Here is a 23,805-nt window from a genome sequence, read left to right as displayed (position 1 = left end):
CGCTGCCGGGAACCGCTCGGGCCCGTACCGGTTGCAGCCGGTACGGGCCCGGCTGTTACTGCGGTTTGAAGGCCCAGCGCTGGCCCTTGCCGCCGTGGTAGAACCAGCTGATCACCTCGGCGCCGGCGGCGGAGCTGGCGTTGGCGATGTCGAGGGAGAGGCCGGAGCTGACGGCGATGACGCTGTAGGTGCCGCCGGGGGTCGGTTCGATCCGCCACTTCTGGCACTCGGAGGTGTTGTCCGGGAAGATGATCATGGTTGCTCTGGGCAACTTCGAGCAGCCCTTGATGTCCACCGGGGTCTTGGAGTTGCCGTCGACGATCTTGTACATGTCGTCGCCGAGACTCTTCAGGGTCCACTTCTGGCAGAGGCTGGTGCTGGACCAGGTGCCCATCTTCAGCTGCGTGCTCGCGGCGGTCACACACTTCGGTACTTCGAGGACCGTCGTCGTGCTGACCGGCGTATCGATCCGGTAGCGGGTCGCACCGGTGCTGCCGCCCAGCTGCGTCGCGTTGAAGGCCGGCCGCAGGATCCACTGCTCACTCGTGGACTGACCGCACTCCTGCTGCTGGATCAGCGCGCTGTCGTCCAAGGACGCTCCGGCGACGTCGAGGCACTTGTTGCTGTGGGCAAATCGCAGCTGTACGACGGTCTCGTAGGCGCTGCCGTCGACGTACCCGAAGGTCACCTGCTCCCAGGCGCGCGGCTCACCGAGACCCCCACCACAAGTGGACTGTACGGCGTTCGCCTCGTCCTGCGAGCTGCCACCCGCAGCGCTCAGGCATTTGACCGGTCCGGTGTCGACCGCGGTGTGTACCGGGCGGATGCTGTACTGGTCGGTCCCGGCGATCGGCATCAGCCGGAAGCGCTCGTTCAGTGCGGTACCGACGCAGCCGAACTGGATGAACTGGGCGTTGTCGGTGACGGCACTGCTCTTGACGTTCAGGCACTTACCGCTGTTCTTGTTGACCAGCTCGTACTGCCGGTGCTCGATGTCGAACTTCGGTCCGGTCACCGCACCGACCGCACCCGACCAGGTCTTCACCTTGTCGTCGAACGTCGTGCCGGTGGAGTGCAGGGTGTACACCTCGCGATCACCCTCGGCCGCCGCGTACAGCAGCCCGATGTCGTCGCGCTTGTCACCGTCGTAGTCACCGCTGACCATCGTCATCTTCGCCAGTTCCAGCCCGGTCACCCGGCGCCAGTCCGACTTGGTGAGCCGGGTCCCGTCGGAGGCGAAGACGACCACGGTGGCGTCGGTCGACGTGTTCTCGGTCAGCGCGACCACGTCGTCACGGCCGTTGCCGTCCGGGTCCGCGACGGTGAACCGGCTCTTGTCCCAGCAGAACCCGTCCACGCCGGAGTCGTAGATCGTGGTCGCCGCGGCGAACGCCGTACCGGTCGAGCGGTAGAGGTCGACCGCGGTCCGGCAGTCGGTCAGGTTGCGCACGCTGAGCAGATCGGCCTTGCCGTCCTTGTCGATGTCGACGATGAGCGGCGCACTCCGCGACCAGGTGTTCCCGGCCGTCGCCGCGACCCAGCTCACCGGTACGGCGAAGTTGTCGGCGGCCCGGAAGACCTGCGCCTGCCAGTTGTCGCCCGTACCGGCGTTCTGTACGACGATGTCGTCCTTCCCGTCGCCGTCCACATCACCCGCCACCACCCGCGCGGTGCTCAGCTGCCACCCCGCTGTCTCGGTGGTCCACACTGCAGGCGGGTTCTGGTACTCGTTCCCGTCCGACGGCAGTTCGTACAACCACATCCGGCCACCCGCACCGGATCGGAACACCGCCATGTCGGTCCGGCCGTCACCGTCGAAGTCGCCCTGGACCGGCTTGACCTTCGCCAGCGAGAAGCCCGTGCCCTCACCGGTGTCCCACGCCATCTGGCCGGCGTAGAAGGTTGATCCAGCCGAAACGACGTTCCAGATGCCCGTCCGGCCGAACCCGTGGTCCAGCACCGCAGTGACATCGGCCCGGCCATCACCGTTGCTGTCACCACGCACGCTCGAAGCCGGCGTGGTCGGGGATTTCGCCGTCAGCTCCCACGCTTCGCGGATACCACTGCTGTTTCCGGCCCGGTCGACCGCGCGCACATACAGCCGCGAGGCCGGTACGCCGGTCACCGGATCGGGGTGCACCGTGATCGGGATCGTCGCGGATCCATCCGCAACTGCCTTCACCCGGCTGATCAGCGCATCGGCCTGGAACCCGTACACGTACTCCTCGATGTCGGTCTCGCCACCAGCAGGCTTGAAGGTCACCTTCCCGACCTTGCGCGCCTCGGTCACCGGGTCACCGGCGTCGGGGAAGTCCGTCGACTCGATCCGCGGTACGGCGGGGGCGGACGTATCGATCACGAAGTAGCAGGCCGGCGTCGTCGGGCTGGTCGCGTTCGCAGCGTCCTTGGTGAAGGCGGTGTAGCTGTAGACAACACCGTTGCTCAGCTTGCCCGCCGGCGTTTCCGGCCAGGCGAAGGCGGCACCGCTGACCGTCGGTCCAACGGCACTCTCGTGCACGACCGCACCGGCAGGGTCCTTGATCTGCAAGGTGGTTGTGATGTTGTCACCGAGGTCCGGGTCGTCCGCGACCGAGGCCCACTGCGGCTGCCCGGTCAACACCGGGGTCGGCGCTGCCGCCGTACCGCACGGCCGCGGCCGGGTCAGGCTGAGCCCCTTCGGCATCTTCGGCGCGGTGTTGTACGTGACCGCGAGTGCTGCCGAGCTGGGGATGAACTTCTTCCAGTGGTACTGCGCTTCCGTGGTGGTGCCCTCGTTCGGCGACCGCAGTCCGAGCGACAGGGTGGGCTTCCGCGCGTTGGCCACGTTCTGCACCATGGTCCGCAGCGGGGTGGAGCCTTCGGGTTCGCCGAACTCCATCGGGAGGGACTTCTCCTCCGGCCACGCCGCACCACTGCGGGTGTCCAGCAAGGTCTTCCAGTACGACGGGGTCGTGGTGCCCCAGTTGATGTTCTTGTTCGCGGTGTCCAGTTCGGTCAGGCTCCACAGCTGGACCGGCTTCGCCGTACCCGATGAACTCCAGTCCAGCGTGATCCGGAACTGCGCGCTCAGGATCGTGCTGCCGGCGATCGCCTGGGCGCCGCTGGTCGTCCGCATCAGGAACATCGACCGGTACACGTTGGCCGGCTCGCCGTACCGCGGTCCGACCTTCGCCCGCAGGGGATCGCTGGTGCTGCTACTCCGGTCGTACGTCCAGCCGTCGGCATGGCTGGATTCCTTGTTGATGTGCAGCCAGTTGACCGACGTACCGGAGATCGACGGGTCGATGGACAGCGGGTACTTCGCCGTCGGATCGGTCAGCATCTTGCGGTCGGGCGTCACGATGAACCGGCCGCGTTCGTGCCGGATGCCGAGCTTCGCGATCCGCGGCTTCTCGACACTCGACGCGTCCCACATCGTCGGCCGGTCGGCGGTGTAGACGAGCTTGCCGTTCTTGTCGGTCCCCGAGGTCGAGCCGTCGGGGTTGACCTTCAGCGTCAGACCATCGGCGCTGATCGGAAAGCTCACCGTGGCAAGGGCGGGATTGGCAGCGGCCTCAGGGGTATGCACCACGAGCAGCTGCGAGAATCGATCCACCTCAGCGGTGACCTGCAGGTCCACGCCAGGCATGACCGAGGGGTACGTCGCGATGTTCCCCTTCAGCACCGGCTTCGGGAGTGTGGCCGGCCAGCCCAGGCGGATCTGCGAACCGGGTTTGCCGATCGACACCAGGTTCTGATCGCCGCCGCCGGACAGGACCAGCGGCGAGATCGTGGCGACCGGACGGATCAGCCCATCGGCCTCCAGCCGCAGCGACGGGTCGGGCGCGACCCAGTCGCGGCCCTTGCGGACCCGGACCGGCAGGCTGTGCTGCTCCATGGTCTTGGTGCCGTCAGGGTTCGCGTACACCTGACCGGTCTCGGTGCGCTGGTCGGTCAACTCGACCCGCTGCCCGGAACGCAGGGCCGTGGCCATCGCCCGCGCTTCGGGGGAGGCCAGCTCCGGATCCATCATCGCCGGAGCCTCAACAGCTGCGGCTTCCATCGGCTGAGCCGGGCCTGGAACCAGCACCGCAGCCACTGCAAACAGGACAAGACTCAAGGACAAGCGTCGCCGACGCATTACCCCCACCACCCTCACGTCAGAGTTCTCCGCCGGACGAGGACGACCCTGTCATGTTCCTCGTTGACGCGCGACGGCTCTGGCGCGTTAGGTACTGGCCAGTTCCGGAAGTTGTCCACTTCTTACCTGGTGACCGTGCGTGCGCAGGCGGCAAGGTGTTCGCGTCTACCCAGGAGGCCCGCCCATGCCCTCTCGACGGTTCCGCTCGAGACTCGTAGCCAGAACGGCGATCGCCGCCGGACTGGCTGTCACGCTGATCCTGACCACCCAGCAGCAAGGTCTGACCGCGGCGGCCGCAACCCGGCCCGATCCCGCGTTCAAGTCCACCGAATACGAATCCATCGACGGTCGCACCGCGAAGGCCGATCCCCGGCCCGCGGCGAAGACCGCCGATCGTGAGTTCCACGGCACGACCGCCACCCGCTGGCCGGCCGCCGGTTCCGCCGAGGTCGCCGTACCGGCGCCGGCTGCGAACGGCACCTGGCAGCTCGCGCTCAACGGCGGCCGCGTCAACCAGCGCGCCAAGGCCGGTCAGTTGCCGGTCTGGGTCGCGCCGACCGCCGCGACCGCACGCGAAGTCCTGGCCAAGGGTGCGACCACCGCACCGGCCAAGGTCAAGGTCGACCTGGTCGGCCGGCGCGGTGACGCGCTCGAGCTGAAGGTCACCCGCGCCGACGGTACGGCGAAGTCCGGCCAGGTCACGGTCGGCGTCGACTACCGCGAGTTCCGCGACACGTACGGCGGCGACTGGGCCACCCGGTTGCGCTTCACCACCCAGCAGGACGGCAAGACGGTCGTCGTACCGAGCCGGAACAACGGCAACGGCGACGTGATCGCCGACGTACCGGTCGGTGCGCAGCCGCAGACCCTGATGGTCGCGGCCGGCGAATCGAGCGGTGCCGGCGACTACAAGAAGTCGGGATCCGGCGACGGCAGTGCGACCTGGAGTATCGGTGGCTCGTCCGGCGACTTCGAGTGGCAACTGCCGTTCGACGCGCCGCCGTCGATCGGCGGTCCGCAGCCGGAGGTCGGCCTGACCTACTCGTCGGGTGCGCTCGACGGGTTGTCCTCGAGCACCAACAACCAGACCTCCGTTGTCGGCCAAGGCTTCACGACGACCGGCGGCGGCTCGATCGAGCGCCGGTACAAGAGTTGCGGCAAGGACCCGAACGGCAACAACGGCACCCGGAAGACCGGTGACCTCTGCATCGCCGGTGACAGCCTGAACATCCAGATCAACGGCAAGACCGGTGACCTGGTCCTGGCCAAGAAGGACGCCAGTGGCGAGGTCTGGCGGATGCGCGGCGACGACGGCGCGATCATCGAGCGGCTCAGCGGCGCCGTGAACGGCGACGAGGGTGTGGCCACCGCCGACAAGGGCGAGTACTGGCGGATGACCTCGTCCAACGGGACGAAGTACTACTTCGGCCTGAACCGGCTGCCCGGCTGGGCCACCGGCAAGGAGGAGACCAAGTCCGCCTTCACGGTGCCGGTCTTCGGCAACCACAGCGGCGAGCAGTGCAACAAGACCGCGTTCGCGGACTCGTGGTGCCAGCAGGCCTACGAGTGGCAGCTCGACTACGTGGTCGACACCAACGGCAACACCATGAGCCTGTTCTACAACACCGAGATCGACCGTTACGCCCGAAACCTCACCAAGGCCTCGGTCAGCACGTACGTCCGCGCGGGCAACCTGAAGCGGATCGAGTACGGCCAGACCGACGGCCAGGTATTCACCCAGAAGCCGATTGGCCAGGTTCTGTTCACCACGGCCGAGCGCTGTACGCCGTTGCCGTGCGGGCCGACCCAGAAAACGACCTACCCGGACACTCCGTGGGACCTGACCTGCGCGAGCACCACCAACTGCGAGAACCACTTCACCGCGACCTTCTGGACCCAGCTCCGGCTGGACAAGGTGACCACGCAGGTCTGGCGTCCCGGGGCCGGCAAGTTCGACGATGTGCAGTCGTGGTCCTTCCGGCACGAGTATCTGCGCGGTGACAACAGCAGTCCGGCCCTGTGGCTGAAGGAGATCACTCCGACCGGTCATGTCGGTACGCCGGTTCAGATGCCCACGACCAGCTTCGACGGCATCCCGCTGGCCAACCGCGTCGACACCGGCAGCGACACGGTTCCGCCGCTGGAGTGGTTCCGGATCAACGCCATCCACGGTGGAACCGGCGGCGACGTCGCAGTGAATTACAGCGGGGTCGACTGTCTGCCAACAGGTCTGCCGGCACCGGACAACAACGACCGGCGCTGCCGTCCGCAGAAGTGGTCGCTCCTGGACACCTCACCCGACCGCACCGACTGGTTCCACAAGTACGTCGTCACCTCCGTGCAGGAGACCGATCGCACGGTCGCGGCCAACGACCCGTGGCAGGCGCCGGTGCCGGTCGTCACGAGTGTCCAGTACCTCGACAAGCCGGCCTGGCGTTTCGAGGAGCAGGACGCCGGGACGGATCTGAAGGAGTCCACCTGGTCGCAGTGGCGTGGTTTCGGTCGCGTCAAGGTGATCAAGGGGCGTGCGGACGAGCCGCAGTCGGTCAACGAGACGCTGTACTTCCGCGGCCTCGACGGTGACCGGACGGCGGCCGGCGGGGCCAAGGACATCAAGGTCACCGACTCCACCGGCACTGCGGTGGACGACATCAACGAGTACAACGGTCAGGCTCGCGAGCAGATCGTCTACAAGGGCGCCGCGGTCCTGAGCAAGAGCATCGCCGACTACTACCTCTCGGCGCCGACCGCGACGATGACGCGACCGTGGGGCACGCTGACCTCGCGGTACTCGGGGCAGAAGCAGATCACGCAGTACCAGTCGACCGATACCGGCACGCTGAAGATCGACACCCAGAACAACTTCGATCAGAACGGTCGCCTGCTCAGCAAGAACGAGGCGGGCAACCTGTCCGACCCGGCGGACGACAGTTGCACGCGCTACACCTATGTCGAGAACCTGGCGAAGAACCTGCGGGACCTGCCGGCCCGGTTGCAGCAGGTCGGGAAGGCGTGCGACCAGCCGTTCACGAACGCCGACGTCCTGGTCGACGAGCGGCTGTTCTACGACGATGCCACGTCGGTGACCGCGGTTCCCACCAAGGGGCAGATCACCCGCGCGGAGCGGTTGTCCGGCTTCGACAGCGCCGGCCAGCCGAAATACGAGCTGTCCTACACGGCCAAGTTCGACACCCAAGGCCGTCAAACCGAGTCCGTGGACGCGCTGAACCGGCCGACCCGCCGGACGTATGAGCCGGCGTACGGGCCGATCACCAAGATCACCGACATCGCCACCAACGGCCAGCAGATCATCAAGGAGCTCGAACCGGCGTTCGGCACCGAGACGGCCCTGCAGATGCCGGACGGCCGGCGCGGCGTGCGTCAACTCGACGGGATCGGCCGGGTCACCAGGACCTGGGACTCCGGGCACCCGACCACCGGTCCGGCCGACCTGGAGTTCGAGTACAGGCTGCGTGACGACGGACCGTCGATGGTCACCACGAAGCGTCGGGTCAAGAGCGGCACGTACGACATCAGCTACGACCTGTACGACGGTCTGGGCCGGGTCCGGCAGACGCACGAGCAGTCGCCGCGTGGCGGCTGGTTGGTGACCGACAACCGGTACGACTCCCGCGGTCTCGAGACCAAGGTCAACGGCCCGTATTACACCGCGACCCTGGCCGAGGGTGAGCTGAAGATCGTCGACGAGGCCACGCTGCCCAAACAGGAAGTGACTGTCTGGGACGAGGCCGAGCTGCCGAAGAGCCAGACGTTCCGGTCGATGGGTGTGCAGAAGTGGTCCATCGAGCACGACATGAAGACCAACCGGCAGACCATCGACCCGCCCGCCGGGCAGACGCCGACGACCCGGATCCTGGATGCCGACGGCAACCTGACCGAGCTTCGCCAGTACAAGGGTGACTCGCCGACGGGGGAGTACGACAGCACCAAGTACACCTACTACCCGTCCGGCGGTCTGAAGACCGTCACCGACCCGGCCGGCAGCGTCTGGAGCTACAAGTACGACATTCAGGGCCGCAAGATCGAGGAGAACGACCCGGACCGGGGGATCAGCAAGTACGAGTACGACGCGGCTGATCAACTGGTGTCGACCACGGACGCTCGTGGGGTCAAGCTGTACTTCGACTACGACGACAACGGCCGGAAGACCGCGACGCGGCTGAACGCTCCGGACGGGCCGCTGCAGAGCGAGTGGAAGTACGACACCCTCGCGGCCGGCCGGGCGACGTCCTCGACCCGGTACGTCACCAAGGACGGCAAGACCGAGGCCTACACGACCGCGATCACCGGGTACGACAGCTCCGGCCGGGCGACCGGGACCACGATCACGCTGCCGGCCTCCGAAGGGAAGCTGGCCGGTAGCTACACGATCGGCCAGACCTACACCGACGACGGCAAGTTGGCCACCCGGTCGCTTCCGGCCGCCGGTGGCATCGCAGCGGAGACGCTGACACTGGGGTACAACAACCAGGGTCTGCCGACGTCACTGGCCGGTCAGGACACCTACGTCCGCCAGTTGGCGTACACGCCGTTCGAGGACGCCGACGTACTGACTCTCGGTACGGCGTCGGGTCCGTTCGTGCAGCAGAAGTTCGAGTACGACCAGATCACCCGCCGGGTGAGCCGGGTCGTGGTCGACAAGGAACTGTCGCCCCAGCGGGTGTCCGACACCCGGTACGAGTACGACCCGGGCGGCAACATCAAGAAGATCACCGACATCGCCCCGGCGGCGTCGAACGAGGCCACTGACACCCAGTGCTTCGACTACGACTACCTGAGCCGGCTCACCAAGGCCTGGACCCCGAAACCGGCCGCGGACAACACCGGCGGCGACTGCACAGCCGCGCAGGACCTCGGCGGACCGGCGCCGTACGCGCAGGAGTGGACCTTCGACAAGTCGGGCAACCGCAAGACGGAGACGACCACCACACCGGCCGGCACCACGACGAGCACGTACGAGTACGGCAGTGCCAAGCCACATGCACTGACCAGTGTCACCAGCGTCGGCCCGGCCGGGACGAAGACCAAGACCTACGGGTACGACGAGGTCGGCAACACCATCCGGCGGACGGCCAACGGGGTCGACGAGGTCCTCGAGTGGAACGCCGAGAACAAGCTCAGCGGTACCACGAAGGGCACCACCTCGACCACTGCGGTGTACGACGCGGAAGGTCACCGGCTGATTCGCCGGGATGCCTCCGGAACCACGCTGTACGTCGGTGAAACCGAGCTACGCCTCGACAAGACCGGTCAGAACGTCACCGGTACCCGGTACTACGGGTTCGGTGAACGAATGGTGGCCGTACGGTCCGGGGACAAGCTGACCTGGCTGCTCGGTGACCTGCAAGGCACGCCGCTGACAGCGATCGACTCGGTCTCACAGGTCGTGCAGAAGCGCCGGGTGCTGCCGTACGGCGAAACGCGCGGTACGGCGCCGGCGGACTGGCCGGGGCAGCGCGACTTCCACGGCGGGACCAGCGATCCCGACACCGGGCTCGTGCAGATGGGAGCGCGACAGTACGACAAGAGCACCGGGCGCTTCATCTCGGTCGACTCGGTCATCGACATGTCCGATCCGCGGCAGATGAACGGGTACTCGTACGCGAACCAGAACCCGGTCAGCTACAGCGACGCCGACGGAAACCTGGCGCTCATCATCGTGGTTCCGGTGCTGATCCTCATGTTCTTCCTGATCATCCTGTATCAGCAGTGGCTGGAGTCGTATCAGCAGGAGATCACGACGGTCAGCTGGGAGCAGAAGGTCAGCAATGTCTGGGACGTCCTGAAATGGGCCTGGCACACGACCGTCAAGCTCGTCAAGGTCGTCACCACCGTGATCGTCACTCTCTGGCGCCTGATCACCGTCATGGTGCTGAGGGTCGTCGCGAGGGTCGTGGTGATCTACAAGACGATCATCAAATACATTGCGGACAAGAAGAAGCCGCGGAACAACCACAAGGCCCAGCGCAACAACAACCGGAACAACAACAACCAGAACCGGAACAACCAGAACCGGAACAACAACGGCAACCCCAAGGCCAAGGCCCAGGACGGCCCGGCCAAACCCCAGCCGCCACGGCAGAAGCCACAGCAGCAGCAGCCGAAGAAGCCGAAGGGGCCGCAGCAACAGCAACGGGAGCTCGGCCGCGAACCGCGAGCGGACGAGCCCATCTACCGGGGCTCGCAGGAGGGCACCAATCCCAAGGCGCTGGAGAAGAGCCACTACAAGCTCGACGAGAACGGGATGGTCAAGCCGACCCACGGGATGTCGGTCGACAGCAACCTCGCGAAGCTGGAGGGTAAATGGAACCCCAAGCTGATCGACAAGTCGTCGATTCATCCGGACCTCATGGTGCGACAGACTGGTAGGAGCAACACCCATTTCGAGATCATGCCCCGGGAAGCCGGCAAGCTGTCCGAGGCGGACTTCCTCGGACTGCTCGACAAGCTCAGATTTCTGAGCTGAGGAGAAGACATGACCCAGGCAGGCTGGCGGCTTGTCGCCCCGGACGGTTTCGGCGACTACGACTGGTTCGAGGTGGAGAACCGCGGCCTGCTCATGGGTGGTCACCTGGCCTACGGTGACCGCACGTTCCCGGTGATCGTCTACGACCCGGTCCGGCTCGCCCAGGACGCCGAGGGCGAGACGGAGAACGGTGGCCTGTTCTACGAGGCCAATGTGATCGTCGTCGCGGAACTCAACCGGGACAGCGCCGAGGCGGCCGTCACCCGCCTCGGCGCGGCCGGGGTCTTCGACTGGTTACTGGGTTAGGGCCTGCGACTTCGCCGTACGGCGGCTGAGCAGGTAGGCGACGACGGCGGTCGGGAAGAACATCACGATGCCGTAGACAGCAACCGGAGTGGCCATCTCGCTGTTGTTCAGCAGCGAGGGGCTGAGAGCAATGGTGAGCGCCAGGGTGGCGTTGTGGATGCCGATCTCCATCGAGCATGCGATGGCCTGGCGCTCACCAAGCCGGGCGGCCCGGGGCAGCGCGTACCCGAGGCCGAGGCTGATCAGGTTCAGCAGCAGCGCGATCAGGCCGACCGCGGCCAGGTAGTCGAGGAAGTTGTCGCGCTCGGTGTAGATCGCCGCGAAGATCACCAGCGCGAGCACCAGCGCCGAACCGATCTTGACCGGGCGTTCCATCCGGTCGGCGAAGCCGGGCTTGCGGTTCCGGACCAGCATGCCGAGCGCGACCGGTACCAGCACGATCGCGAACACCTGCAGCATCTTGGCCGGCTGCAGCCCGAGCTGCCCGGAACCGTCCATGAAGTGCGCAATCGACAGGTTCACCACGATCGGCAGCGTGATCACCGCGAGCACCGAGTTGACCGCGGTCAGTGTCACGTTGAGCGCGACATCGCCCCCGGCCAGATGGCTGAACAGATTTGCCGTCGTGCCCCCGGGCGAGGCGACCAGCAACATCATCCCCACCGCCAACGCGGGCGCCAGCCCGAACAGCTCCACCAGGCCCAGGCAGATCACCGGCAGCAGGACAACTTGGGTGCCAAGCGCAACCAGTACCGCCCGCGGCATCCGCGCCACCCGCGCGAAGTCCCCGGTGGTCAGGCTCAATCCCAGCCCGAACATGATGATCGCCAACGCGATCGGCAACAGAACCGAAGTAAGCACAGAGTCAGTCAAGGCATGAGCTCCCGTTCAGAAACCGGCGAGAGCCGGGAGCACAGAGTCTCCCCAACCAGGCCCACCCGTCCAGATCCCAGCCGCGACTGTGAACAGACCGTGCTCACCTCACCAGCCGCGCGACTGCCAGGTTTCGAGGTACGGGAGTTCGGTTCCGACTGTGGTGTCAGGGCCGTGGCCGGGGTGGATGACGGTGTTGGGCGGGTAGGCGAGGAGGTCGCGCACCGACTGCATGATGGCGTCGAAGTCGGTCAGGGGGTAGTCGGGGCTGGTGAGGCCGGGGCCGCCGGGGAAGAGGGTGTCGCCGGTGAAGAGGTGGCCGTCGGCGTACAGGGAGAGGCTGCCGGGGGAGTGACCTGGGGTCGGGATGACCCGGACGTCGAGCGGGCCCACCGAGAGTCTGGTGGGAGCGGTGATCTCCTGGTCGAGGTGGCCGTTCCAGAGTGGGACGCCGGGGGTTGGGCGTGGGGCTTGGCCGTTGGCGACGAGGTCGGCGGTGGCGGTGCCGGCGTCCAGGTAGCCGTGCCGCTTCAGGTGGTCCAGTTCGGCGGCCCAGACCTCGCGTTCGGCGGGGTGGCCGATGATCGGGGTGTTGAGGGATTCGGCGAGCGCGGTCAGGGCCAGCACGTGATCGGCGTGGGCGTGGGTGAGCAGCACGCCGACGACGTCGTACGACGCCGCGGCCGCGGCCAGGTAGTCCGGGTCGTCACCGGGGTCGACGATCAACGCGGGTGGTCGGCCGGGAACGTCCGGCGCGATGATCCAGCAGTTGGTGTCGAGGTAGCCGACGACCAACCGCTCGAACCGGATCACGCGGCCTGCTTGAGAAGTCGCTCAGCCCACTCCGGGTCGGTGTTCGCGGCGATCGGGTAACCCTCGGCGAAGGGTCCTTCCCAGCGGACGGTGATCCCTGGGTTGTGGATGCTGGAACCATCAGGCAGGACGAACTGCGGGCTGCCCTGGATCGCATCGGTCACGGCGACCGCGTGGTCGGCCATCATGATCGAGCGAGCACGACCGTCGTCGAGGGCAGCGGCCAACGCGGTGCTGTCGATACCGATCTCGGTGGCCACGTCGAGGATCACCTGCCGATGTGCGATCGACCGGGAATCGAGCCAGAACGCCTTCCGTAGCGCGTGATCCAGCTCCTCGGACTCCCGCAGCCCTTGCTCCTTGGCCGCATGCACGGCCTCGGCCGCGAGCAACACCGTCGACGGGTAAGTCCAGTCCGGCTGCGACCACAACCGGAAGCCGGCGGCCGGTTCCAACTGTCCGAGGCCGACCGCCTCGCTATCCGTGCCGGGTCGCGGGTGCGGCCCGTTGAACAGCTCAAGCGCGAACGTGTGATGGTCCAGCAGTACGTCGATCCCGAGCCGCTCCCGCGCCACTCGCAGTCGGTGGATCGCCACATGCGCGAACGGGCACAACAGATCCGACCAGACCTGGATGGCGTTCACTCGCCCTCCTCGTGGTCGGTGCCCGGAGGGTTGCTGCTGAAGTGCTCGGGCCGGACGAACACCGCCGTACGACGGTCTTCGGCCATCGCCCGGTCGTATTCCTCCAGATCCGGATGCTCGCCACCGGCCGCGTGGTAGATGTCGCGCAGCACCACCCGCAACGCCTCCGCATCGAGCCCCGGCAGCTCGTCATCGGGCCCAGCCAGCTCGACCGGCCCGGTCACGCCGGTCCAGTCCCAGCCGGCCCGGAACACGAGCGTGGCCCGCGGATTCCGCCGCAGATTCGCCAACTTCGCCGTACGCCCACGCGCAACGAACGCAACTACCGGCTCCCCGGTCAACGGGTGATCCACCACGCCGGCATTCACCACCGAAGCCGCCGGTTCCCCCGACCGCCGCTGCGTGACCAGCACCGCCAGCCAAAAGTCCTGGCGCCCAAGCGCCCGGATCCGCTCAAGTCCCGCACCAATCTCCATGCCAGCGACTGTAGCGGACCGCAGTCCGGTTACTCAACCCCCGCCGCAACAGGAACGGATCTCCCCTCGTGTTGCCCGTTCTCACCCCCGTATACGGACTGAGAAGGAGTACGACGGGCGGATATCCGTTCGTGTGGCCATTGGACGATCAGTACGGCGGACAGGACGATCGCACCGCCGATGCACTGGAGCGGGCTGAGGTGTTCGCCGAAGACGAGGGCGGCCGAGACGACTGTCACCACCGGTTCGAGGATCGAGAGGATCGAGGCGACTGAGGGGCCGACGCGGGCCATCCCGGCGAAGAACAGCAGGATCGCGGCGACCGTGCTGACCAGCGACAGGATGGCCAGCCAGAACCAGCCGGGGCCGGTGATTGCGGTGAGTTCGCCGGCGGTGCCGCGGATCAGGGTGGCGACCAGGAAGGTGCTGAAGGCGCCGGTGCAGACCAGAGCGGCCAGGGCGAGCGGCGGTACGTCGGTCGTCGTGCGATCGCCGACGAGGATGTAACACGTGTAGACCACGGCTGCGCTCGCCGCCAGCAGTGCGCCGGTCAGGTTGAAGCGGCCGGAGGCTGTGCCGCTGAGGACCAGAATGATGCCGCCGAGTGCAAGACCGAGGGCCCATGCGCGACGACGGGAAGCGCGTTCGCGGCCGAGCAAGAGTGCGCCGGCCATCACCAGGATCGGATAGAGGTAGAGGAGCAACGCGACCAGCGACGCGTCGATCCGGGTCAGGGCGGAGAAGTAGAGCCCGGCCTGAGCGGCGTACCCGAACACGCCCATGGCGAGGCTGACCAGTACCGCGCCTCGGGGGATTCCGCGGAAGGCTCCGCGCGCCAGGGCGATCGTCATCAGGACCAGACCGGCCAGCCCGAACCGGACCAGCAGAAGTGCGTCGACCGACACACCTTCGTCGTACGAGAGTTTGCCGAACACGGCCATCGCGCCGAAAGCGGCAGCGGAAAGGAGACAGAAGAGGGCGCCCACGAGAACGATGATCGTCGCGTTCAACTGTTCACGTCCATCACGGCTTCGTGGACATGATTGTGTAGCTATCCTGAACAGATGCTGGACCTGCATCGACTCCGTCTACTCCGCGAGGTTCACGGCCGCGGCACTGTGCACGGCGCTGCCCGCGCGCTCGGCTACACGCCCAGCGCGGTCTCCCAGCAGCTGTCGGTGCTGGAGCGAGAAGCCGGTACGCCGTTGCTCGAGCGAGTCGGCCGCAATGTCCGGCTGACCGCAGCCGGTCTGGTGTTGGTCCGACATGCCGCGACCTTGCTGGAAGGGGTCGAGGCGGCCGAGGCCGAGCTGGCGTCCGTCGCGGCAGGGCGGGTGGCTGGTGTCGTCCGGATCGCGTCGTTCCAGTCGGCGTTCCTGCGGATCGTGGCTCCCGCCGTACGGGCGCTGGCCGTCACCCACCCGAACATCCGGGTCGAGGCGACCGAGGGTGAGGTCGAGCAGGCCGTGCCGGCGCTCCGGCTGCAGCAGCTCGACCTGGTGGTCGGTGACGAGTACGACGGTCAGCCGCGACCTGTCCACGCGGATCTGCAGCGAGAGCCTCTACTGCGTGAGCGCATCAGGGTCGTTCTCCCGGAGGGCCATCCGGAGGCCAAAGCCGAGCGCGTGAAGATCTCCCGCCTCGCCGACATCGCTTGGGCCGCCTGTCAGCCCGGCACTGGGCATCGCGAGATGCAGGTGCGCGTCTGCCGCGAGTACGGCGGGTTCGAACCAGACCTGCGCTACAGCTCCGATGACTTCCTCATCCTGCTGGAACTCGTCCGTACGACGGGTGCCGCGGCACTGCTCCCCGATCTGGTGCTCCGCCACGGCACCCCGGGCGCCGTCGTACGCAGACCTGCCGAAGCCGACGTCGGCCGTTCCGTCTACCTGCTCACCCGCCGCGCCCGCACACCGGCGATCGACGTGGTGGCCGCAGCCCTCAGAGCGGAAACCAGTGCGGATTGACCTGCTGCTCTCACTGAGTGGAAGGTGTGGTTGAAGGCCCTTCTGGCCGCTCCTACGGTGACGCCACCTACAGGAGGGCAGCGCTATGACGCTTCTGGACACCGCCGATTGGTCGGGGAACGTCTTCACAGCGGGGAGCTGGCAGCCGGGCCAGGCCGGTGCGTATGCCGTCATCGAGCCCGCTACCGGTGCTGAACTCGGCCGGATGGGTCAGGCCGGCGTCGACGACGTCGCTTCGGCTGGGCTGGCCGCGGCCGAAGCCCAGCGGGCGTGGGCAGCGCTCCCGCATCCGGCCCGCGCGGCGGTGATGCGCCGGGCCGGCGACCTGTGGCAGCAGCATGCCGAGGAGATCGCTGGCTGGAACACGCGTGAGGTCGGGGCGACCTCCGGCATCGTTGGGTTCTCGCTTCACATCGCTGCCGAGGAGTGCTACCAGGCGGCCGGGCTGCCGGGGCATCCGCTCGGTGAGGTGCTGTCTTCGGAGGAGCCACGGCTCGCGCTGGCGCGCCGGATGCCGGCCGGGGTGGTCGCGGTGATCTCGCCGTTCAACGTGCCGATCATTCTCGGCATCCGCTCGGTCGCCCCGGCCCTTGCCCTCGGCAACGCAGTGATCCTCAAACCGGACCCACGGACGGCAGTCACCGGCGGGGCATTGATGGCCCGCATCTTCGAGGAGGCGGGCCTACCTCCCGGCGTACTGCAGATGCTTCCGGGTGGTGCGGACGTCGGCCAGGCGCTGGTGACCGATCCGAATGTCCGCGTCATCTCGTTCACCGGCTCCACGGGGGTCGGCCGCCGGATCGGCGCACTGGCCGGTGAACACCTCAAGCGAGCCCACCTCGAGCTCGGCGGCAACTCCGCACTGCTGGTCCTCGACGACGCCGACGTTGCCGAAGCCGTCAACCTGGCAACCTGGGGTTCGTTCTTCCACCAAGGCCAGATCTGTATGACGACCGGCCGTCACCTCGTCGCTGCCCGCGTGTACGACGAGTACGTCGAAGCCCTCGCCGCCAAGGCAGCCTCGTTGACGGTCGGCAACCCGGCGACCGAGGAGGTCGCTCTCGGCCCGGTCATCGATGCCGGTCAGCGCGACAAGATCCACGGCCTCGTCGGCGCATCCACCACCGCCGGCGCAAAACTAGTTGCCGGCGGCACCTACACCGACCTGTTCTACCGCCCGACCGTACTGGCCGACGTACCAGTCGCCGCATCCGCCTTCACCGAAGAGATCTTCGGTCCGGTCGCCCCCGTCACCAAGGTCAACTCCGTCGAAGACGCCATCCGCCTAGCCGCCGCCGGCGACTACGGCCTCTCCCTCGGCATCGTCACCAAAGATCCACTCCGCGGCCTCGCCATCGCCGACCAGATCCCCACCGGCATCGTCCACATCAACGACCAAACCGTCAACGACGAAGCCAACGCCCCCTTCGGCGGCGTCCGCGCCTCCGGCACCGGCTCCCGCTTCGGCGGCACCACCGCCAACCTAGAAGCCTTCACCGAAACCCGCTGGATAACCCTCCGCTCCACACCCCCCACTTACCCCCTCTAACAGCCACCCACCCTCACGCCCGCCAGGCACCTCCTCAGCCACAGGCCCGGGGCTTGGATCCACAACAGACGGCCGCCGCGGCGGGTCGACCCGCGCACGCTCCCGGCCGCATCTGCAGGGCGGAGGCAGGCGACCATGCGGCCGAGAGTGTGGGTGCCTGGTGCTCGCCGCTCCGGCCGTCTGTTGTGAACGCAGAGCCTGCCAGCGGTGGTTGAGGTGGTGTGTGGCTGGCGTGAGGGTGGCTGCCGACTGTGGTTGGGGTGGTTGGTGTGGGGGTGCGTGGCTGCCGACTGTGGTGGGTGGTGGGTGGCTGGCGCGGGTGGTTGAGGTGGTGGGTGGGTGGGGGAAAGGTGGTTAGGGGGTGATGGTGCGGGCTATGCCTTGGGCGGCGACCTGGAGGGCGGCTAGTAGGGCGGCTCGGTGGGGGCGGAGGTTGGGGACTACTACGCCGACGGCGGCTACTACTGGGCCGTCGGGGCCGGTGGGGCGGATTGGTACGGCGATGGAGCAGGCGCCGAGGGTCATTTCTTCGGTGGTGGTGGCGTAGCCGCGGTCTCGGATCTCGGCGAGTTGGCGGGTGAGGCGGGGGGCGTGGGTGATGGTGTGGGGAGTGAAGCGGGTCAGTTGGGTCATCGCCTCCTCCTGGATTTCGGTGGGGGCGTGGGCGAGGAGGACTTTGCCGACGCCGGTTGAGTGCAGGGGTAGGTAGGAGCCGACGGTGCTGATGATGGGCACGGATGCGCGCCCGGTGAGTCGTTCCAGGTAAAGCGTTCGGATGCCCTCGCGGATCGCCAGGTGGACGGTCGCGCGGGTTGCGGCGTGGATGTCGTTCAGGAAGGGGCCGGCGGTCTCGCGCAATCCGCTTGGCAGGGGTGCGAGCAGGCCGACGGACCACAGTTTGCGGGCGACGACGTACCGGCCGTCGGAGCGGCGGCTGAGGGCGCCGCCGGTGACGAGTTCGCCGACCAGGCGGTGGGCGGTGGGCAGGGGGAGGTCGGCGCGGCTTGCGAGTTCGGTGAGGGGCAGGCGGCGGTGCTCGTCGTCGAAGGCGAACAGCAGGCTGAGTGCGCGGGACACCACCGTCGCGCCTGGCGTGGAGACTCTGCCGGCCATCTCGACGTTCCTTCCACTCAGCGGAAGACCATCGTGGCAGATGAGGCGCGCGGTGGCGACGATTGGCTGGTGATCGAACCCGTCGCGCCTGTCCTTGCCCAAGAGCAGATCTCCGCCGAGATCACCGCCGCCCATGCCGGGCCCGGCGGCGTGCGGGTCGAACCGTCCGGGCCGGCCCTGGACTTCGCGCCGTACCGGAGTTCGTTGCTGCGGTTCCCGACCAAGGACCTGCGGCAGGCAGACCCGGAAGGTGCTGAGCTGCTCGCCCCGGTCTTCGGGCAGCACGACGTCGATCCGCTCGAGGCCGACCTGACGATTCAGGCGGGTGGTGAGCCGCTCGGTGAGCGGATCCTGGTCGCCGGGCGGGTGCTGGATGGTGACGGCCGGCCGGTCCGTCATCAGCTCGTCGAGATCTGGCAGGCGAACGCGTCCGGCCGCTACATCCATCAGCACGACCAGCACCCGGCCCCGATCGACCCGAACTTCACCGGCGTCGGCCGCTGCCTGACGGATGCCGACGGCAACTATTCGTTCACCACCATCAAGCCCGGTCCCTACCCCTGGCGGAACCACCGGAACGCCTGGCGGCCGGCCCATATCCACTTCTCGCTGTTCGGTACCGACTTCACCCAGCGCCTCGTCACCCAGATGTACTTCCCCGGCGATCCGCTCTTCGGGCTCGACCCGATCTACCAGTCGATCTCCGATCCGGCCGCGCGGGGACGCCTGGTCGCGACGTACGAACACGACCTGTCCCAGCACGAATGGTTGCTGGGCTACCGCTGGGACATCGTCCTGACGGGATCCCACGCCACGCCGCTGGAGGACGAGACCGATGCCTGAGCGCACCCCCGGCCAGACCGTCGGACCCTTCTTCCACTACGCCCTCCCGTACGACGGCGATCGCGAACTGGTTGCCCCCGGCACCGGAATCCGATTGCACGGCATCGTGTACGACGGCGCCGGGTCACCGGTCCCTGACGCACTGATCGAGATTCGGCAGGCGGATGCGGCCGGGGTGGTCCCGGCCGTCCCTGGATCGTTGGTGCGGAACGGCGTTTTCACCGGCTGGGGTCGTTGCGCCACCGACCGGGTGGGCGAGTACTGGTTCTCCACCGTCGAGCCGGGCTCGGTCGACGGCGGTGCGCCGTTCTTCGCGGTGACCGTGTTCGCCCGCGGGCTGCTCGACCGGTTGTTCACCCGGATCTACGTGCCGGATCACCCGGCGCTGGCGAACGACCAGCTGCTGACGTCGCTCGACCCGGACGACCGCACCCGGCTGACCGCCACCCGCAGCACCGACGGCTCCCTCCAGCTCGACCTGCACCTGCAAGGCGACAACCAATCGGTCTTCCTGACCTACCCGGGCCACAAATGAGCAACCTGCTGGAGCCGGGGCACCACCGCGCCGCCGCTCTCGGCGACGACGGCCTCTGGCACGCCCTGCTAAAAGTCGAGCGTGCCTGGCTAACCGCCCGCCGCACGAGCGAGCAGTCCCGCGACGCATCTTCGGCGAACCGCGACGGTGCTTCTGCGGACCGCGACGCAGGTCCTGCTGATTTCGACGCGGCCCTTGCCGGCTTCGACACCGCGGTTGCCAACGGGATTCCTCGTCCAGCCCCGGAGGCGATCGAGAACGCGGGCAGCCCGGTGGTCGAGCTCGTCCGCATCCTGCGGTCACTGGTTGACGACGAGACGGCGCAGGTGCTGCATCGCGGGCTGACGAGTCAGGACGTGCTCGACACCGCGTTGATGCTGCTGGCCAAGGATGCGATCGGCCGGGCCGACACCTACCTCACCCTGACGGCCGCCGCGCTGGCCGAACTCGCCCGCGCCCACCGGGAGACGGTGATGGCGGGGCGGACGCTCACGCAGTACGCCGTACCGGTCACGTTCGGACTGAAGGTTGCGCAGTGGCTGACCGGCGTACTGGATGCGCGGGACGCCCTACGCAGGATCGAGCTTCCCGTGCAGGTCGGGGGAGCTGCTGGGACCCGGTCGTTGCTGGGGGAGTTGACCGACGTACCGGATGCCGTGGTCGATGCGTTCGCGGCCGAGCTCGGGTTGCAATCGGCGCTGCCCTGGCACACCCGTCGTACGCCGATCACTCGCGTCGCGGACGCAATGGCCGAGGCATGCGCGGCGGTCGGAGGCATCGCGGGGAACGTCTTATTTTTGGGCCGTCCTGAGGTCGGGGAGGTCCGGGAAGGGCGGTCCGCCGGGAAGGGGACGTCGTCAACCATGCCGCAGAAGGTGAACCCGGTGCTCAGCGTGCTGGTTCGCAGCGCGGCGTTGCAGGTGCCGTCGTTGGTCGGGCAGCTCCACCTGTGCAGCACACTCGCGGTCGACGAGCGACCGGACGGTGCCTGGCATGCGGAATGGCCTGCATTTACTCGGGTTCTGACGTTGAGCGTGACCGCGTTGTCCCAGACCGCTGACCTGGTTGGCGGCCTGGAGGTCGACGCCGACGTGATGGCTCACCGCGCGCAGGAGGCGGCGGCCGAGCTGCTGGCTGAGCGCGGTACGGGCGACGACCCGGCGGAGTATCTCGGGTCAGCGACAGCGTTCGTCGACCAGGTTCTGGAGCGGTGGGATCGTGGTTGAGCTGACCTGCACCGACTTCGGCGGCTCGGGCGACCTGCTGATCGTCGGACCCTCGTTGGGGACCTCGGTCGAGGCCCTATGGGGTGCGTGCGTCCAGCACCTGACGCCGTCCTTCCGGGTCGTCGGATGGGATCTGCCGGGGCACGGCCGGAGCGCATCGGCGATCGGGTTCGAGCTCGGGGACCTCGCGGACAGTCTCCGGAAGGTCGGTGCAGAGCTTGCCACCGGCAACGTCTGGTACGCCGGGGTGTCGGTGGCCGGCGCGGTCGGGTTCGCCCTGGCTGTTGCCCCGGGCCCGTTCACTGGGATCGCCACGGTCGCGGCGGCGGCGAAGATCGGGGAGGCCGGGGCCTGGTACGAACGCGCGGATCTCGTGCGCACGGCGTCGACGTCGGCGTTGATCGCGGGGTCGGTCGAGCGATGGTTCGGGCCTGGGTTCACCGACCGCGATCCGCGGACTGCCGCGCGGTTGCTGGACAGCCTGACCGATGCGGATGCCCGGTCGTACGCCGCGACTTGTGAGGCGCTGGCCCGATTCGACGGTCGGGATCGACTGGGTTCCGCGACTGTGCCGGTGCTGGTGGCTGCCGGTCGCCACGATCGCGTCGTACCGGCTGAGGTGGCTCGGGACTCGGCTGATCGGTTGCCGAGGGCAACCTCATACGTGTTCGAGGGTAGTGCGCATCTGCCGCCGGCCGAGGAACCGCTGGCGGTGGCTGGGGTGCTGACCGACTTCTTTCAGCGAGGGGTGCGATGAGCGATTACGACGCCGGGATGCAGGTCCGTCGAGAGGTGCTGGGGGATGAGCACGTCGACCGGGCCGAGGCCGGGAAGACTGCGCTCACCGCGGACTTCCAGGAACTGATCACGCGCTATGCGTGGGGTTCGGTCTGGACGCGGCCCGGGCTCGACCGCCGGATGCGGAGCGCGATCACCATCACCGCACTGATCGCGCAAGGGCACTGGACCGAGCTGCCGATGCACCTGCGGGCTGCGCGTCGTAATGGGCTGAGCTCTGAAGAGATCGTTGAAGTGCTGCTGCAGTCGGCCGTTTACTGCGGGGTGCCGGCTGCCAACCACGCCTTCGCGATCGCGCAGGACGTGTTGAACGATGACTGAACTGACACGCACCCAGGTCGGGATCGTCGGTGCTGGACCGGCAGGTCTGATGCTGTCGCACCTGCTGGCACTGGCCGGGATCGACACGGTCGTGATTGATCGCCGTACCCGCTTGGAAATCGAGAACACTGTCCGGGCCGGCATCCTCGAGGAGAGCAGCGTCCGGCTGCTCGTCGAGACCGGGGTGTCGGATCGCGTCCGCCGGGAGGGGATTGCGCACGACGGCATCGTGCTGCGGTACGGCGGTGTCAGTCATCGGATCGATTTCCAGGGACTGGTCGGGGCGGCGTCGTGGCTGTATCCGCAGACCGATGTGTTCATCGATCTGGCCGATGCGCGGGCTCGTGACGGTGGTGATGTGCGGTTCGGGGTTGCTGAGACCCGGGTTGTCGATGTGACTTCCGATCTGCCCGGCATCTTGTACACCGGGGCGGACGGTAGTGAGTACGAGGTCCGCTGCGACTACCTGGTGGGTGCGGATGGTTCGCATTCGATGTGCCGGCTGGAGGTGCCGGAGTCGTTGCGGCAGCACTACGTGCGCGAGTATCCGTTTGCCTGGTTCGGGATTCTGGCCGAGGCGCCGAAGAGTGCGCCGGAGTTGATCTACACGCATTCGTCCCGGGGATTCGCGCTGATCAGTCAGCGCACCGACACCCTGCAACGGATGTACTTCCAGTGCGATCCCGAGGAAGACGTCAATGCCTGGTCCGACGACCGAATCTGGTCCGAACTGCAGTCCCGCGTCGCCGGCCCCGACGGCCTCACCCTGAACGAGGGCCCGATCACCAGCAAAACCGTCCTCCGCTTCCGCAGCTTCGTCGCCGAACCCATGCGCCACGGCCGCCTCCTCCTCGCCGGCGACGCCGCCCACACCGTCCCACCCACCGGCGCCAAAGGCCTCAACCTCGCCCTCGCCGACGTCCGAGTCCTCGCCGAAGTCCTCGAACGAACCATCCACGGCCACGACGCACTCGACGACTACAGCCCCCGAGCCCTGGCCCGAGTCTGGAAAGCCCAGCACTTCTCCTACTGGATGACCAGCATGCTCCACACCCTCCCCCAAGCCAACGCCTTCGACCTCCGCCGCCAACAAGCCGAACTAACCTCCATCACCACCTCCCACCCCGCCGCCGCCCACCTGGCCGCCTCCTACACAGGCTGGCCCACCCCCTAACAGTTGAGGCTTGTACGTCGGCCTGTGCCGTTCCGCTCCGACGCGACCAGCCGACCCGCCGCGGTCCGGGGCCGGGGAGCCGTACCACCCAAAAACGACGGCTAGCACGCCCCAGCCAAAGCCCGTCAGCCCCAGGCAACGTGGAACCGCGGTCACCGACCTCGCCACCCACCCCAGCCACTGCGGCGCCCAGCCATGCTGTCTTTCAGATCGGCCGGACGCGGCGATCAACCACAGCGCACGTCCCCGGCCGAGTCCTTTCGCGCCTCAGCCCACTCGACCGCCAAAGACGGCCGACAAAACCAGAGGGCGCGCCACCCCAGATGGCTGAGCCGGATGGCGAGGCCGGTGACCGCGGTTTCGCGTTGCCTGGGGCTGACGGGCTGCGGCTGGGGTGCGTGAGGGCCGAGGTCGGGCGCTATCCGATGGATTTTGGGGACTCGGTGACGAAAATCCATCGGATAACGCGCGGGACAGCCTGCGAACCCGAGATCGCAGGACTCAACGTCGTACCGGGTCGGGTGGAGGGTCTGGGGATCGGCGGAAGGACAGGACGTATA

Annotated in this window: 17 protein-coding genes; 10 read left to right on the top strand and 7 right to left on the bottom strand. The window is 67.6% G+C overall.

The window, feature by feature from the left end; translation table 11 throughout:
* Window positions 1–55 precede the first annotated feature (55 nt).
* The gene (locus ACFCV3_RS05700; RefSeq protein ID WP_376026402.1) at window positions 56–4,069 is read right to left on the bottom strand and encodes an RICIN domain-containing protein; all 4,014 of its coding nucleotides are present in this window, start codon (window positions 4,067–4,069) and stop codon (window positions 56–58) included.
* 235 nt (window positions 4,070–4,304) lie between these two features.
* On the opposite strand from ACFCV3_RS05700, the gene ACFCV3_RS05695 reads away from it, so the two are divergent.
* Complete coding sequence (locus tag ACFCV3_RS05695; protein WP_376026400.1) at window positions 4,305–10,607, top strand: RHS repeat domain-containing protein; 6,303 nt, start codon at window positions 4,305–4,307, stop codon at window positions 10,605–10,607.
* A gap of 9 nt (window positions 10,608–10,616) precedes the next feature.
* Window positions 10,617–10,913, top strand: coding sequence for a hypothetical protein (locus ACFCV3_RS05690; protein ID WP_376026399.1), 297 nt, complete (start codon window positions 10,617–10,619; stop codon window positions 10,911–10,913).
* Here the strand turns inward: ACFCV3_RS05690 and ACFCV3_RS05685 are convergent.
* The 5 genes from ACFCV3_RS05685 to ACFCV3_RS05665 form a co-directional block, all read right to left on the bottom strand.
* A complete protein-coding gene (locus tag ACFCV3_RS05685) occupies window positions 10,902–11,774 on the bottom strand; it encodes a bile acid:sodium symporter family protein (protein ID WP_376026397.1) in 873 nt (290 codons plus the stop codon). The genes ACFCV3_RS05690 and ACFCV3_RS05685 overlap by 12 nt on opposite strands.
* 120 nt (window positions 11,775–11,894) lie before the next feature.
* Window positions 11,895–12,599, bottom strand: coding sequence for an MBL fold metallo-hydrolase (locus ACFCV3_RS05680; protein WP_376026395.1), 705 nt, complete (start codon window positions 12,597–12,599; stop codon window positions 11,895–11,897).
* Window positions 12,596–13,243, bottom strand: coding sequence for a DsbA family protein (locus ACFCV3_RS05675; RefSeq protein WP_376026393.1), 648 nt, complete (start codon window positions 13,241–13,243; stop codon window positions 12,596–12,598). The genes ACFCV3_RS05680 and ACFCV3_RS05675 overlap by 4 nt, the downstream gene beginning before the upstream one ends.
* Window positions 13,240–13,719, bottom strand: coding sequence for a pyridoxamine 5'-phosphate oxidase family protein (locus ACFCV3_RS05670; RefSeq protein ID WP_376026392.1), 480 nt, complete (start codon window positions 13,717–13,719; stop codon window positions 13,240–13,242). The genes ACFCV3_RS05675 and ACFCV3_RS05670 overlap by 4 nt, the downstream gene beginning before the upstream one ends.
* Window positions 13,720–13,748: 29 nt before the next feature.
* A complete protein-coding gene (locus tag ACFCV3_RS05665; RefSeq protein WP_376026390.1) occupies window positions 13,749–14,729 on the bottom strand; it encodes a DMT family transporter in 981 nt (326 codons plus the stop codon).
* A gap of 54 nt (window positions 14,730–14,783) precedes the next feature.
* Here ACFCV3_RS05665 and ACFCV3_RS05660 point away from each other — a divergent pair, with 54 nt between their 5' ends.
* Entirely contained in the window at window positions 14,784–15,686 is a 903-nt protein-coding gene (locus ACFCV3_RS05660) for a LysR family transcriptional regulator (RefSeq protein ID WP_376026388.1), read from the top strand.
* An 85-nt stretch (window positions 15,687–15,771) separates the two neighbouring features.
* Window positions 15,772–17,235: an aldehyde dehydrogenase family protein gene (locus ACFCV3_RS05655; protein WP_376026386.1), complete on the top strand. Its 1,464-nt coding sequence runs from the start codon at window positions 15,772–15,774 to the stop codon at window positions 17,233–17,235.
* Window positions 17,236–17,589: 354 nt separating this feature from the next.
* On the opposite strand, the gene ACFCV3_RS05650 is transcribed toward ACFCV3_RS05655, so the two are convergent.
* Entirely contained in the window at window positions 17,590–18,348 is a 759-nt protein-coding gene (locus ACFCV3_RS05650; RefSeq protein WP_376026384.1) for an IclR family transcriptional regulator, read from the bottom strand.
* Window positions 18,349–18,381: 33 nt separating this feature from the next.
* Between ACFCV3_RS05650 and pcaH the strand changes: the two genes are divergently transcribed.
* The 6 genes from pcaH to ACFCV3_RS05620 are packed head-to-tail and all read left to right on the top strand — an operon-like array spanning window position 18,382 to window position 23,245.
* Window positions 18,382–19,191 carry a protocatechuate 3,4-dioxygenase subunit beta gene (gene pcaH / locus ACFCV3_RS05645; protein ID WP_376026382.1) on the top strand — a complete coding sequence of 270 codons (810 nt, stop codon included), beginning with the start codon at window positions 18,382–18,384 and terminating at the stop codon, window positions 19,189–19,191.
* A complete protein-coding gene (gene pcaG, locus ACFCV3_RS05640; protein ID WP_376026381.1) occupies window positions 19,184–19,726 on the top strand; it encodes a protocatechuate 3,4-dioxygenase subunit alpha in 543 nt (180 codons plus the stop codon). Before pcaH ends, pcaG begins: the two co-directional genes overlap by 8 nt.
* Window positions 19,723–20,952: a lyase family protein gene (locus tag ACFCV3_RS05635; protein WP_376026379.1), complete on the top strand. Its 1,230-nt coding sequence runs from the start codon at window positions 19,723–19,725 to the stop codon at window positions 20,950–20,952. Before pcaG ends, ACFCV3_RS05635 begins: the two co-directional genes overlap by 4 nt.
* Window positions 20,945–21,709: an alpha/beta fold hydrolase gene (locus ACFCV3_RS05630; RefSeq protein WP_376026377.1), complete on the top strand. Its 765-nt coding sequence runs from the start codon at window positions 20,945–20,947 to the stop codon at window positions 21,707–21,709. Before ACFCV3_RS05635 ends, ACFCV3_RS05630 begins: the two co-directional genes overlap by 8 nt.
* On the top strand, window positions 21,706–22,071 hold the full coding sequence (pcaC, locus tag ACFCV3_RS05625; protein ID WP_376026375.1) for a 4-carboxymuconolactone decarboxylase: 366 nt from the start codon (window positions 21,706–21,708) through the stop codon (window positions 22,069–22,071). The genes ACFCV3_RS05630 and pcaC overlap by 4 nt, the downstream gene beginning before the upstream one ends.
* Window positions 22,064–23,245 carry a 4-hydroxybenzoate 3-monooxygenase gene (locus tag ACFCV3_RS05620; RefSeq protein ID WP_376026373.1) on the top strand — a complete coding sequence of 394 codons (1,182 nt, stop codon included), beginning with the start codon at window positions 22,064–22,066 and terminating at the stop codon, window positions 23,243–23,245. Before pcaC ends, ACFCV3_RS05620 begins: the two co-directional genes overlap by 8 nt.
* The last annotated feature ends 560 nt before the right edge of the window (window positions 23,246–23,805 follow it).

The organism is Kribbella sp. NPDC056345 (assembly GCF_042262745.1).
Classification (GTDB): domain Bacteria; phylum Actinomycetota; class Actinomycetes; order Propionibacteriales; family Kribbellaceae; genus Kribbella.
Note: the sequence above shows the minus strand (reverse complement) of the source record. Positions and strands in the feature narration are given on the sequence as shown.